The sequence below is a fragment of the Mycobacterium sp. E2327 genome (assembly GCF_001672675.1).
Taxonomy (GTDB): domain Bacteria; phylum Actinomycetota; class Actinomycetes; order Mycobacteriales; family Mycobacteriaceae; genus Mycobacterium.
On the sequence record NZ_LZKE01000094.1, the window covers coordinates 1 to 12735 of the forward strand.

The following is a 12735-nucleotide window of genomic DNA, read 5'->3' on the forward strand; positions in this document are numbered from 1 at the left end:
TACTACGAACTCGGGCTCCCCGCCGGGATCGCCTCGGACGGAAGCGAAGTGATCGGCGAGCCGGCCGCCCGCCGCGGCATCGCGATCCAGGCCCGGGTGAACATGGAGACCTTCGCCGCCGACGGTTCGGTGGTGCCGGCGGCGGGCACGTTGACGGTGTTTTCGCCGCCGAGCGGTCCCGGCGTGCGTGTCGACACCTACGGCCGGCCGGGCCTGGTCACCAGCCCGCGCTACGACTCGCTGCTGGCCAAGGTCATCACCCACGTGCGCGGAACCTCGTGGCCCGCGGCGGTGCGCAAGGCTCGCACCGCCCTGGGTGAATTCGGCGTCGAGGGCGTGCGCACCAACATCGGGTTGCTGCGAGAGCTGCTGGGCGACAGCGGGATCCAATCGGGCTGGGTGACGACGGATTTCCTCGACGAGAAGCTTCCCGCGCTGGCCGCCGCCGCGCTGGCTCACCAGCAGGACGTCCGCGTCGCGCCGGTCGAGCTCTACCCCGGCGAGGAAGTGCTGCGCGCTCAACTGGCCGGCACGGTCGTGGAGGTGGCCGCGGAGGGTGAGGCGTTCGGGGCCGGCGCCCCGCTCGTCGTCCTCGAGGCGATGAAGATGCAGCACGTGCTCACCGCCCCGGACCCGCTGCGGACGGTCCGGAGCCTGGTGGCGCCGGGCCAGGTGGTCGGCACCGGCGATCCCTTGCTGGTGTTCACCCGCACGGGCGCCGAGGACGGCACCGAATCCTACTCGACCGCAATGGATCTCGACCGGCCCCGCGCCGACCTCGACGAGGTGCACGGGCGCCACCTGCTCACCCGGGACGAGGGCCGGGAGGCGGCCGTCGCCAAGCGGCACGCGCGCGGCCGGCGCACCGCCCGGGAGAACATCACCGACCTGGTCGACCCGGGCAGCTTCGTCGAATACGGCGCGCTGGCCATCGCCGCCCAGCGCAGCCGGCGCTCCGAGGAGGACCTGATCGCCAACACCCCGGCCGATGGCCTGGTCGCCGGCCTGGCCCGGATCGGGGGCGCCGAGGCCGTCGTCGTGTCCTACGACTACACCGTGCTCGCCGGCACGCAGGGCATGCGCAATCACGCCAAGACCGACCGTGTCTTCGAGCTGGCCACCCGAAAACGCCTGCCGGTGGTGCTGTTTGCCGAGGGCGGCGGCGGTCGGCCGGGCGACACCGACGTCGGTGGCCATGCGGGCCTCGACGTGCCGACGTTCCGGATGCTGGCCGCGCTGAGCGGCCGGGTGCCGCTGGTATCGATCGTCTCCGGCCGCTGTTTCGCCGGCAACGCCGCGCTGGCCGGGGTGTGTGACGTGATCATCGCGACCCCCGACGCCAACATCGGAATGGGCGGTCCGGCGATGATCGAGGGCGGCGGGCTGGGGGTGTACCCGCCGGAGGCGATCGGGCCGATCGACGTTCAGCGGCACAACGGTGTCGTGGACCTGGTCGCCCGCGACGAGGCGCATGCGGTGTCGCTGGCCAAGCAGTACCTGTCGTATTTCGACGGCCCCATCCGGGAATGGGCCGCGCCGGACCCGCGGGCGGCCCGACATGTGATACCAGAGAACCGATTACGCGCCTACGACGTGCACCGCGTGATCGAGTCGATCTTCGACGTGGGTTCCGTGCTGGAACTGCGCCCCGACTATGGCGTCGGGATCGTCACCGCGCTGGTTCGCGTCGAGGGCGTGGCGTACGGTCTGATCGCCAACAGCACTCATCACCTCGGCGGGGCGATCGACGCCGAGGCCGCCGACAAGGCCGGTGACTTCCTCGCGCTGTGCGAGTCGTTCCGGCTGCCGCTCGTCTCGCTGTGCGACACCCCCGGCTTCATGGTCGGGCCGGACGCGGAAAAGGAAGCCGCCGTGCGCCGCTTCGGCCGGATGTTCGTGCTGGGCGCGCGATTGACGGTGCCGCTGGGAATGATCATCCTGCGCAAGGGTTATGGGCTGGGCGCGATGGCGATGGCCGGCGGGTCCTTCCGCGCGCCCCAGTTCACGGTGGCGTGGCCGACCGGCGAGATCGGCGGCATGGGGCTGGAAGGGGCGGTGCGGCTCGGCTTCAGCAAAGAACTTGCGGCCGAACAGGATCCGATCCAGCGCCAGCAGCTGTTCGACAAGCTGGTGGCGGCGGCCTACCAGCACGGTAAGGCGCTGCGGTCGGCCACCACGTTCGAACTTGACGACGTCATCGACCCGGCAGACTCCCGGGCCTGGATTACCAGGCTGCCGGGAGGCTGAGGGTCAAAGGGTTATCCGTGGCCGGAACCGCAGCCGACGCCGGGCAGACACCCGGTGCCGCCGGGCACGCCACCGGGTCCGGCGAACTGGCCGCCCGAGCCGCAGCCGACGCCCGGCACGCAACCCTGCCCGCCGGGGCCGCCGCCGGGCCCCTGGTTCTGGCCGCCCGAACCGCAGTTGCCGTTGGCGTCGCAACCGCCGCCGCCCGGGTCGTCCTTGATGACGATGTGCGTGGGCGCGGACCCCGTCATCGCCGGTCCTGCCCCAAACGCGTCCGCGGCGGCCGTCGGTGCGGCGGCGATCGCTGCGGCGACCGCCCCGGCCACGACCAGTGGTTTCACGAGGTTTAGTTTGGCTAACATGCGTGTCGCATACCACGCGCACACGGGTACAAAACATCGCTAACGAAAATTATTGGTGCGGACAGAAGGCACACGATGACCTCACTGGATTTGACCGGACGGACCGCGATCATCACGGGCGCCTCGCGCGGAATCGGGCTGGCGATCGCCCAGCAACTGGCCGCCGCCGGCGCCGACGTGGTGCTCACCGCCCGCAAGCAGGAAGCCGCCGACGCGGCCGCGGCGCAGGTCGGCGAGAAGGCCGTCGGCGTCGGCGCCCACGCCGTCGACGAGGACGCCGCCCGGCGCTGCGTGGACCTGACGCTGGAGCGCTTCGGCAGCGTCGACATCCTGGTCAACAACGCGGGAACGAACCCGGCGTACGGCCCGCTGATCGAGCAGGACCACGCCCGCTTCACCAAGATCTTCGACGTCAACCTGTGGGCGCCGCTGCTGTGGACCTCGCTGGTGGTCAAGGCGTGGATGGGGGAGCACGGCGGGTCGATCGTCAACACCGCTTCGATCGGAGGCCTGCACCAGTCGCCGGCGATGGGCATGTACAACGCCACCAAGGCCGCGTTGATCCACGTCACCAAGCAACTGGCGCTGGAACTTTCCCCCCGCGTCCGGGTCAACGCCATCGCACCGGGAGTGGTGCGCACCAGGCTGGCCGAGGCGCTGTGGAAGGACCACGAGGATCCGCTGGCGGCGACGATCGCGCTCGGGCGCATCGGTGAGCCGGCCGACGTGGCGGGCGCCGTCGCGTTCCTGGTTTCCGACGCGGCGAGCTGGATCACCGGCGAGACGATGGTGATCGACGGCGGCCTGCTGCTCGGCCCGGCCCAGGGATATCAGGCCCAATGAGCACCATAGACGTCACAGCGGACCTGGCCGCGCGGGTCCAGGCGCTGCTCGACGAGCACGACCCGGCCACCACCGAAGCGCGGGAATTCCTTGGCGCGCAATATGATGCGGGGCTGGCCTGGGTCCACCTGCCGCCGGGTTTCGGCGGACTGGGCCTGTCGCGGGACGCGCAGCAGCTCGTCGACGCGCGGCTGGCCGCTGCCGGTGCGCCGGTGGGCGGCACCGTCAAGAACTACATCGGCATGGGCATGGCGGCGCCGACGATCGCGGCGTTCGGGACCGACGAGCAGAAGCGAAAGTTTCTGCGCCCGTTGTTCACCGGTGAACAGATCTACTGCCAGTTGTTCAGCGAGCCCGGCGCCGGCTCGGACCTGGCCGGGGTGTCCACCCGCGCGGTCCGCGACGGTGACGACTGGATCGTCAACGGGCAGAAGGTGTGGACGTCGCAGGCTCAGCACGCGGACATGGCCATCCTGGTCGCCCGCACCGACCCGACGGTGCCCAAACACGCCGGCCTGACGTACTTCCTGTGCGACCTGACCCAGCCGGGTGTCGAGATCCGGCCGCTGCGCCAGATCACCGGCGAGGCGGAGTTCAACGAGGTGTTCCTCACCGACGTTCGGGTGCCGGATGCGAATCGGCTCGGCGCGGAGGGCGGCGGCTGGCGCGTCGCGACCACCACGCTGAACAACGAGCGCGTCGCCATCGGCACTCGCGCCGGAATGCCGCGGGAGGGCGGGCACATCGGCAAGGTCACCGGCGCCTGGCGCGACCAGCCGGCGTTGCGCAACCCCGCGATGCACGACGAGTTGATGCGGCTGTGGGTCGACGCGGAGGCCCTTCGGCTGACGGGTGAGCGGTCCCGCCAGCAGGCCAGCACCGGGCAGCCCGGACCGGAGGGTGCGGGCATGAAGGTGGCCTTCGCCCGTCTGGCCCAGGCGATCTCGGGGTTCGAGATCGAGCTGCACGGGGAGGCGGGCCTGCGCTACGACGACTGGACCCTGCGCCGACCGGAGACGGTCGACCTGGTCGGTCGCGGGCCCGGATACCGGTATTTGCGGGCGCGCGGCAACTCGATCGAGGGCGGCACGTCGGAGATCTTGCGCAACACCATCTCCGAACGAATCCTTGGGCTGCCGGGCGAACACCGGGTCGACAAGGACGTCGCGTGGAAGGACCTGCCGCGGTGAGCGATCTCCTGTATTCCGATACCGAGGAGGCGTTGCGCGACAGCGTTCGTCACCTGTTCACCGACCGCTGCCCGCCCGAATCGGTGGTCCGAGCGTATGACGCTGCGCCACAGGACTTTTCGGGAATATGGCGGACGCTGGCCGCCGAGCTTGGGGTGGCCGGCCTGCTGGTCCCCGAGTCGCTTGGGGGCGCCGGCGCGTCGGCGCGCGAGGCCGCGGTCGTCATGGAGGAGATCGGGCGCGCGGTGGCGCCGGTGCCGTTCCTGTCCAGCGCGGTCCTCGCCACCATCGCGCTGTTGCGGGCCGGCGACGACGAGACGGTGGGCGCGCTGGCCCGCGGCGAGATCACCGCGGCGCTGGTGGTGCCGCTGTCCACGGCGCCGGGCGATTCGGTTGGGGGCGTCAGTGCCGGCCCCGACGGGCTGAGCGGAGAGGTCGGCAGCGTCGCGGGCGCCGTCGAGGCCGACGTCCTGGTGGTGCCGGCGGTCGCGCCCGGCGGGCTCGAGCTGCACACCGTGCCGCGCACCGCCGCGGGCGTGCAGGTGTCCCCCGTGCTCGCGCTGGACATGACGAGACCGCTTGCGAGCGTGCGCTTTTCGGGGGTGGCGTCGTCGCGGCTGGGGCCGGCGGACCTCGCGGTGGCCGAAGCGCTTCAGACCGGGGCGGCGCTGCTCGCGTCCGAGCAACTGGGCGTGGCCCAGTGGTGTTTCGACACCACGCTGGCGTATGTCAAGCAGCGCAAGCAGTTTGGCCGCGCGATCGGGTCCTACCAGGCGATCAAGCACCGGCTGGCGGATCTATGGTTCGAGGTCGGCACTGCGACGGCGGTGGCCAGGCACGCCGCCGACACGTGCGCGACCGCCGATCAGGACGCGGCGACCGCGGCGGCGCTCGCGCAGGCCTACTGCAGCGGCGTTGCCGTGCATGCCGCCGAGGAGTGCGTACAGCTGCATGGCGGCATCGGAATGACGTGGGAGTATCCGGCGCACCTCTACCTCAAGCGCGCCAAGAGCGATCAGTTAGCTCTGGGCACCGCTTATCGCCACCGCGCCCTGTTGGCAAAGCTGGTGAACCTGCCGTCCTCGTGACGCCGGCAGTCGCCGGTCAGCCAGATCTCTTCGGTGAGGTCATGGAAGGTGACCAGGGCGACGGTGTCGTCACGGCGTCGCATCGCCGACCTGCTCATGCTGGCCCACACCGAGTGCCCGCCCCGGTTCCGCAGCTCGACGGTGCGCTTGGCGCCGGTGCCGACCAGCGTGATCCATCCGTCGTCGGCCGGCATGCGGTAGAAGAGGTCTTCGAAGTTCATCGACGCGAGTTGATCCGGCGAGTAGCCCACCATGTCGCAGAACGAGCCGTTGGCGAACAGGATGGTCCCCGCGCGATCGACTGCGATGGCCGGGGCCGGTAGCCGTTCCAAGACGACCAACGCCGGCATTCGTTGCAATTCGTCGATTGGCAAGTTGCCGGGCGGCCTCGGGCGTCGGCGCTCAATGCGCGAACCGTCGGCGGCTTTGGGAATCATCGGGATCACTGTCCTCCCGTCGTCGCGCCGGCCTGGTCTCCCGGATGCGGCAAAGGCGCGCTTTTAGTTGAACGCGCCCACAGCAAATATTATGGGAAGGCTTAAAAGAAGTCCATAGCGGTTAGCTGAATTAGCTATTCGGCATGTGCACAATTGACTCCGGCGCCAGAACAATACCATTGGCATGTAACTTCCTAGGCCGTTTTGTTAGCTGAACGCGGGCGCCGACGCTCGTTACCCGGCTAGATGCGGGCCCACAGCAAACACGGGAGGTCGGCTTCGCTAACTCTTCTCATTAACGCGGCATCGGCGCCACGCCGCGGCAGCAAGTGCCGCGCCCGGGCTGTCGCTAACTCACGTCGGCGCGCAACCCGGGCGACAGACAAGTTGCTTGTCTTTCAGCGGCACTGGTCGGTGCCCCGAGCCCCCGGCGGGTTTTGCTCAAGGCGATCGTTAGCTATTGGTCCGGCAAACAGCTTCGGCGACATATCGTGGGCTCGCGGCGCTGACGGCGCCGCTGCACAATCGGTTCCCGAATCACCGTTGCGAATGGAGATAGCGAATGCGTGTGCTGCTGTCGACATACGATTCGCGCGGTGGCGTCGAGCCGCTGCTGGGCCTCGCCGTCCAACTGCAAGCGCTCGGCGCGGAGGTTGGAATCTGCGCGCCGCCGGACGACGAGTTCGCCGAGCGGGCCGCCGGTTTCGGTGTGCCGCTGGTGGCATTCGGCGAGTCGGTGCGCGCCATGACCAGCGCGGCCGGTCCGCAGTCCGAGGCGTACCTGCGGCGGCACTTCGATGAGTTGATCGCCGCGCAGTTCGACACCGTCGCGGACGCGGCCCGGGGATGCGATGCGCTGGTGGCCGCGGGTCTGCTGCCCGCGGCTGCCGGCGCCCGGTCGGCGGCCGAAATGCTTGGCATCCATTACGTTTACGCGAGCTATCACCCCACCAACCTGCCGTCGCCACACCACCGGCCGCCCTCGTTCTGGAGCTGGCCGCTGCCACCGGGCGCGATCGACCACCGGGCGCTGTGGGACCTCGACGCCCAAAACGTGAATGCGCTGTTCGGCCCGACGCTCAACCATCACCGCGCCGAGGTCGGCCTGCCGCCGGTGCACGACGTCCGCGGTCACGCCTTCACCGACCGCCCGTGGCTGGCGTCGGACCCGACGTTGGGCCCGTGGCAGGAGCCGACGGACCTCGACGTCGTCCAAACCGGCGCGTGGATGCTGCGGGACACGCGTCCGCTGCCGGCGGAGCTGGTCGAGTTCCTGGACGCCGGGACGCCACCGGTGTACGTGGGCTTCGGCAGCATGCCGCTGCGCGGCCCGGCCGACCTCGCCCTCGCGGCCTTAGAGGCGATCCGCGGGCTCGGCCGCCGCGTGGTCGTCGCCCGGGGGTGGGCCGGCCTGGCGCCGATCGACGACGGGGACGACTGCTTTTCCGTCGGTGAGGTGAACCAGCAGTCGCTGTTTGGGCGCGTGGCCGCCGTCGTGCACCACGGCGGCGCGGGCACCACGACGACGGCCGCCGCCGCGGGCGCCCCTCAGGTGGTGATGCCGCAGGGCGCCGACCAGTTGTACTGGGCGGGACGGGTCGGCGAACTGGGCATCGGGACCGCGCACATAGGTGTGGCGCCGACCGCCGAGTCGCTGTTCGCCGCGCTCGAGCCCGTGTTGACCCCCGAGGCCCGCGCGCGAGCGGGCGCCGTGGCGAGCACGATCCGCACCGACGGGGCGGCGGTGGCGGCGAACCTGCTGCTCGAGACGATCAGCCGGGAAAAGGCCGCCAGCCTAGCGCGGTAGCGCCGACCCGAAGACCTCCGTCATTGCCGCCCAGTGCCGCTCGTCGGCGGCGGGGTCGTAGGGAGGGTTGTCCGGGACCGCGAAGCCGTGGGCGGCGGGATACCACTCGATGGTGTGCGCCACGCCGGCCGCCGTCAGTGCCTTGTCGAGCTGCTCGGCGTGGTCGGTCGTGAAGGACGCGTCGTTCTCGGCGCCACCCACGTACACCGTGGCGGTGATCCGGTCGGCCAGCAGGTGGGGGCTGTCCGCGCCGTCGCTCACCAGCCCGCCGCCGTGGAAGGACGCCGCGGCGGCGACGCGGTCCGGTTGGCGGCCGGCCACCACCAGCGACGTCCGCCCGCCCATGCAGTAGCCGCACACGCCGAATCGGTCGCCGGACACCTCGGGGCGCCCGGCCAGGTAGTCGAAGAACGCGCCGGCGTCGCTGGCCATCTTGTCCGGTGTGATGCCGCCGATCATTCCGAAAAGGCGCCTGCGTTCCTGCTCGTCGCTGAACACGGTGGCCATGTCGAACGGGGCCCAGTCGCCGCTGCGGTAGTACACGTCGGGAAGCAGCACCGCGTAGCCGAATCCGGCGAGCTTGGCGGCCATCTCGTCGAAGGTGTCTCGCACCCCGCCGGCGTCGCAGTACATCACGACGCCCGGCCAGGGGCCGGGCCCTTCGGGGGTGAAAAATCGGACGGGGCAGGAGCCGTCGGGGGTGGTGATGCTGTCGGTGAACTTCGGCATGGGATCCGTTCTACTCCTGGCCCTGGGAGCTAAGCTGGCCGCGTGCCGATCGCCACCCCCTACGAGGACCTGCTTCGCGTGGTGCTCGACCGGGGCGCCGCCAAATCCGACCGCACCGGAACCGGGACCCGCAGCCTGTTCGGCCAGCAGTTGCGCTACGACCTGACGGCCGGCTTCCCGCTGCTGACCACCAAGAAGGTGCATTTCAAGTCGGTGGTCTACGAGTTGCTGTGGTTCCTGCGCGGCGACTCCAACGTCGCCTGGCTGCACGAGCACGGCGTCACCATCTGGGACGAATGGGCAAGCGAGACAGGCGATCTCGGGCCCATCTACGGCGTGCAGTGGCGGTCCTGGCCGACGCCGACCGGCGAGCACGTCGACCAGATCAGCGCGGCACTGGAACTGCTGCGCACCGACCCGGATTCGCGGCGCATCATCGTCTCGGCGTGGAACGTCGGCGAGATTCCGCAGATGGCGTTGGCGCCGTGCCACGCGCTGTTCCAGTTCTACGTCGCCGACGGGCGGCTGAGCTGCCAGCTCTACCAGCGCAGCGCCGACCTGTTCCTCGGGGTTCCGTTCAACATCGCCAGCTACGCGCTGCTCACCCACATGATGGCCGCCCAGGCCGGCCTCGCGGTCGGCGAGTTCGTGTGGACCGGCGGTGACTGCCACATCTACGACAACCACGTCGAACAGGTGCGGACCCAGCTCGCCCGCGAGCCGCGGCCGTACCCGGAACTCGTTCTCGCGCACAGGGATTCGATCTTCGACTACACGTATGAAGACGTCGTCGTGAAGAACTACGATCCGCACCCGGCGATCAAAGCTCCAGTCGCGGTATGACGCGCGTATGACCCGTGTGGGTCTGGTCTGGGCTCAGTCGACGTCCGGTGTGATCGGGCGCGGCGGCGACATTCCGTGGCGGGTTCCCGAGGACCTGGCGCGCTTCAAAGAGGTGACCATGGGTCACACGGTGGTGATGGGGCGGCGGACGTGGGAGTCGCTGCCGGCGCGGGTGCGCCCGCTGCCGGGCCGGCGAAACGTCGTGCTGTCCCGGGACCCCGATTACGTGGCCGAGGGGGCTGAGGTGCTCGATTCGCTGGAGGCGGCGCTGACCGAGCCGCAGGCGTGGGTCATCGGCGGCGAGCAGATCTACCTGCTCGGGCTGCCGCTGGCCACCCGCTGCGAGGTCACCGAGGTCGAAATCGACCTGCCGCGCGACGACGGAGACGCGCTGGCCCCGGTGCTCGACGAGTCGTGGTTGGGCGTGACGGGGGACTGGCAGGTCAGCCGCACGGGGCTGCGTTACCGGTTTCACACGTACCGTCGTCCGTAGGGGTCGCCCCGGCGGCGCCGCCCGCGTGACGCGCACCGCCTGACATACTCGGGACTCGGGGGTCGGTCTCACGGGTCTATAACTCATTTCCAGTAAAGGGGGGAATTTGCAGTGATAACCGAACCCGCGAAGACGTTTCCGCGTGTGTTCAGGGGCTACGACGCGGCGGCCGTTGACGAGTCCATCGAGGCGCTGACCGCCAAGCAGCAGCTGCTGCTCAATGACGTCAGGAGCCTGGAGGCGCGACTGACCCAGGCCGGCGACGAAGCGGCGGCGCTGCGCAAAGAGGTCGCCGTCCTCACCGACACCTCACCGTCGCCCCACGCCATGCAACTGCGGATGGCCAACATGCTGCGGCGCACGGTCGACGAGGTTTCCCAGCTGCAGGCCGAGGCGCGCGCCGAGGCGGACGCGCTGATCGCGTCGGCGGAGGCGGAGGCGGAGGAGTCGCGGCGAGAGCACGAGGAGCAGATGGCGCAGCTGACCGCGCGCCGGGAGGCCCTCGAGGCGGATTACGACGAAAAGAAGAAAAAGCTCGAGGCCGAACTCGCGGAGATGCGCGACGAAACCGAACGGGCTATCGAGCAGGCGTGGCGCGATGCCCGGCGGGAAGCCGATCACTATCGCGAGCAGGCCCGGCGGGCCGCGGACGAGGCCAGCCAGCAGCGAATCAAGATCCTCGAGCAACTGGAGCGGGTCTACCGCGACCTGGAGCCCGTTCCGGCCGCTCTCGCGGCGGCGCGCCAGGAGCAGAAGGATTTGCCGGAGGCGAGCGTCGTCGTGCCACTGGGCGAGAAAGTCGGCGCGAGCTGATCCCGCGGTAGCGTTGCCGCGTAGGGCGGCCAAAACGCGGTATTCTCGGCGCCGTGCCGATCGGGAAACGCACGCTGACCGCCGCCCAGGCTCGGCGCTTAGCCGTTGCGGCACAAGGGTTTAGCGAGCCGCGGCCCAAGGGCCCGGTCACCCGCGCGCATCTGAAGAGACTGATCTCGAGAATCCAAGTGCTGCAGCTGGATTCGGTGTCGGTGGCGGTGCGCGCCCACTACGCCCCGGTGTTCAGCCGGCTGGGGCCCTACGACCGCGACGTGCTGGACCGCGCCGCCTGGTCGCATTCGGCGCGCTCGCCGCGGCTGTTGGTCGAGTACTGGGCCCACGAGGCCGCGCTGATGGCCGTCGACGACTGGCCGCTGCTGCGGTGGCGGATGCGCCAATACCGGCACGGCCGCTGGGGCACCCACATCGTCAAGGCCAATCCCCAACTCGCCGAGGACATTCTCGCCGCCGTCGCCGAGCTGGGGCCTAGCACCGCCGGTCAGATCGAGGCGCACCTGGCCGCCGAACCGCGGCGGAAGAAGGGGACCTGGTGGACCCGCAGCGACACCAAGTGGGTCGCCGAGGCGCTGTTCGCCTCCGGCGCGCTCACCACGGCCACCCGGGTGGGCTTCGCCCGCCACTACGACCTGGTCGAGCGGGTGCTGCCGCATAGCGTGCTGGCCCGCGAGGTCGACGACGACGAGGCCGTGCGCGAGCTCACGCTGCGGGCCGCCACCGCGCTGGGCGTGGGCACCGAGGCCGACATCCGCGACTACTTCCGGCTGTCGGCCCGGCAGGTCAAGCCCGCGATCGCCGACCTGCTGGCCGCCGGGGAGATCGAGCGGGCCGACGTCGACGGCTGGTCGGCCCCGGCGTACCTGCGGGCGGGCCGTACGCTGCCGCGCTCCGATCGCGGCACCGCGCTGTTGTGCCCGTTCGACCCGTTGATCTTCTTCCGGCCCCGGGTGGAGCGGCTGTTCAACTTCCATTACCGCATCGAGATCTACACCCCGGCCGCCCAACGCAGGTACGGCTACTACGTGTGGCCGCTGCTGATGGACGGCCGGTTGGTCGCGCGGGTGGACCTCAAGGCCGACCGCGCCACCGACTCGCTGCGCGTGGTGGGCGCGTTCGCCGAGCGCGACGTGCCTCGGCCCGCCGTCGCCGACGCGCTGGCGGGCGAACTGAATTCGATGGCGTCGTGGCTGGGGCTGGGCGGGTTCAGCGTCGCCGGCCGCGGCGACCTGGCGGGCGAATTGCGCCCGGCGGCCAAGCGGGCCGGCCGATGAAAGCGCTCAAGGACACGCTCTGGAAGGCCGCGGAAAAGCTGCGCGGGTCGGTCCCGGCCGGTGAATACAAGGACGTGATCCTGGGCCTGGTGTTCCTGCAGCACGTCGCCGGTTCGCAGTGGCAAGCCCTGGTGGACAACGCGACATCACCGGACCTCGGCCGTCGCATCGACGACGCGATGGACGCCGCCGCAATGCCGCGGCGCTACGAGAACCTCGACCAGCGCCGGCTCGGTGAGCTGGTGGGTCTGCTCGACGGTGCGCGACGCGGCAGGGACATGCTGGGCGAGATATACGAGTACTTCCTGGGCAACTTCGCGCGCTCCGAGGGCAAGCGCGGGGGCGAATTCTTCACCCCGCCAAGCGTCGTGCGGGTCATGGTCGAGGTGCTCGAACCGTCCAGCGGCCGCGTGTACGACCCGTGCTGCGGCTCGGGCGGGATGTTCGTGCGCACCGAGCAATTCATCGCCGAGCACGACGGCGATCCCGCGAAGGTCACCATCTACGGCCAGGAAAGCGTCGAGCAGACCTGGCGGATGGCCAAGATGAACCTCGCCGTCCACGGCATCGACGACGCGGGCCTCGTCCGCGGCG

General features: G+C 70.2%; 13 protein-coding genes. 10 read left to right on the forward strand and 3 right to left on the reverse strand.

Annotation, left to right across the window (positions count from 1 at the left end; translation table 11 throughout):
- Window positions 1-2247, forward strand: a 2247-nt coding sequence (locus A5712_RS10230) for a carboxyl transferase domain-containing protein (RefSeq protein WP_068104105.1), incomplete at its 5' end; no start/stop codon positions are given.
- Between the two features lie 11 nt (window positions 2248-2258).
- On the opposite strand, the gene A5712_RS10235 is transcribed toward A5712_RS10230, so the two are convergent.
- Window positions 2259-2588: a PE-PGRS family protein gene (locus tag A5712_RS10235; protein ID WP_068104107.1), complete on the reverse strand. Its 330-nt coding sequence runs from the start codon at window positions 2586-2588 to the stop codon at window positions 2259-2261.
- 96 nt (window positions 2589-2684) lie between these two features.
- On the opposite strand from A5712_RS10235, the gene A5712_RS10240 reads away from it, so the two are divergent.
- From A5712_RS10240 to A5712_RS10250, 3 genes are read left to right on the forward strand one after another with little or no spacing between them, the layout of a single operon-like run.
- Window positions 2685-3452 (forward strand): SDR family oxidoreductase, encoded by a 768-nt coding sequence (locus tag A5712_RS10240; RefSeq protein WP_068104109.1) that lies wholly within the window; start codon window positions 2685-2687, stop codon window positions 3450-3452.
- Window positions 3449-4642, forward strand: coding sequence for an acyl-CoA dehydrogenase family protein (locus A5712_RS10245; protein WP_068104111.1), 1194 nt, complete (start codon window positions 3449-3451; stop codon window positions 4640-4642). Before A5712_RS10240 ends, A5712_RS10245 begins: the two co-directional genes overlap by 4 nt.
- Window positions 4639-5730: an acyl-CoA dehydrogenase family protein gene (locus A5712_RS10250; RefSeq protein ID WP_082973380.1), complete on the forward strand. Its 1092-nt coding sequence runs from the start codon at window positions 4639-4641 to the stop codon at window positions 5728-5730. Before A5712_RS10245 ends, A5712_RS10250 begins: the two co-directional genes overlap by 4 nt.
- On the opposite strand, the gene A5712_RS10255 is transcribed toward A5712_RS10250, so the two are convergent.
- The gene (locus A5712_RS10255) at window positions 5679-6167 is read right to left on the reverse strand and encodes a PAS domain S-box protein (RefSeq protein ID WP_068104115.1); all 489 of its coding nucleotides are present in this window, start codon (window positions 6165-6167) and stop codon (window positions 5679-5681) included. The genes A5712_RS10250 and A5712_RS10255 overlap by 52 nt on opposite strands.
- 562 nt (window positions 6168-6729) lie before the next feature.
- Here A5712_RS10255 and A5712_RS10260 point away from each other — a divergent pair.
- Window positions 6730-7974: a glycosyltransferase gene (locus A5712_RS10260; protein ID WP_068104117.1), complete on the forward strand. Its 1245-nt coding sequence runs from the start codon at window positions 6730-6732 to the stop codon at window positions 7972-7974.
- Here A5712_RS10260 and A5712_RS10265 read toward each other — a convergent pair.
- Window positions 7963-8703 carry a dienelactone hydrolase family protein gene (locus A5712_RS10265; protein WP_068104119.1) on the reverse strand — a complete coding sequence of 247 codons (741 nt, stop codon included), beginning with the start codon at window positions 8701-8703 and terminating at the stop codon, window positions 7963-7965. The two genes, A5712_RS10260 and A5712_RS10265, sit on opposite strands and share 12 nt — an antisense overlap.
- A gap of 42 nt (window positions 8704-8745) precedes the next feature.
- Here A5712_RS10265 and A5712_RS10270 point away from each other — a divergent pair, with 42 nt between their 5' ends.
- The 5 genes from A5712_RS10270 to A5712_RS10290 form a co-directional block, all read left to right on the forward strand.
- A complete protein-coding gene (locus tag A5712_RS10270) occupies window positions 8746-9546 on the forward strand; it encodes a thymidylate synthase (RefSeq protein WP_068104122.1) in 801 nt (266 codons plus the stop codon).
- A gap of 7 nt (window positions 9547-9553) precedes the next feature.
- A complete protein-coding gene (locus tag A5712_RS10275) occupies window positions 9554-10039 on the forward strand; it encodes a dihydrofolate reductase (RefSeq protein WP_068104125.1) in 486 nt (161 codons plus the stop codon).
- 111 nt (window positions 10040-10150) lie between these two features.
- Window positions 10151-10852, forward strand: a complete 702-nt coding sequence (locus A5712_RS10280) for a cell division protein DivIVA (protein WP_068104127.1) — start codon at window positions 10151-10153, stop codon at window positions 10850-10852.
- 59 nt (window positions 10853-10911) lie between these two features.
- Entirely contained in the window at window positions 10912-12141 is a 1230-nt protein-coding gene (locus A5712_RS10285) for a winged helix-turn-helix domain-containing protein (protein WP_068104129.1), read from the forward strand.
- A partial coding sequence (locus tag A5712_RS10290) for a class I SAM-dependent DNA methyltransferase (protein WP_156766504.1) occupies window positions 12138-12735 on the forward strand: 598 nt, incomplete at its 3' end. The genes A5712_RS10285 and A5712_RS10290, both read left to right, overlap by 4 nt.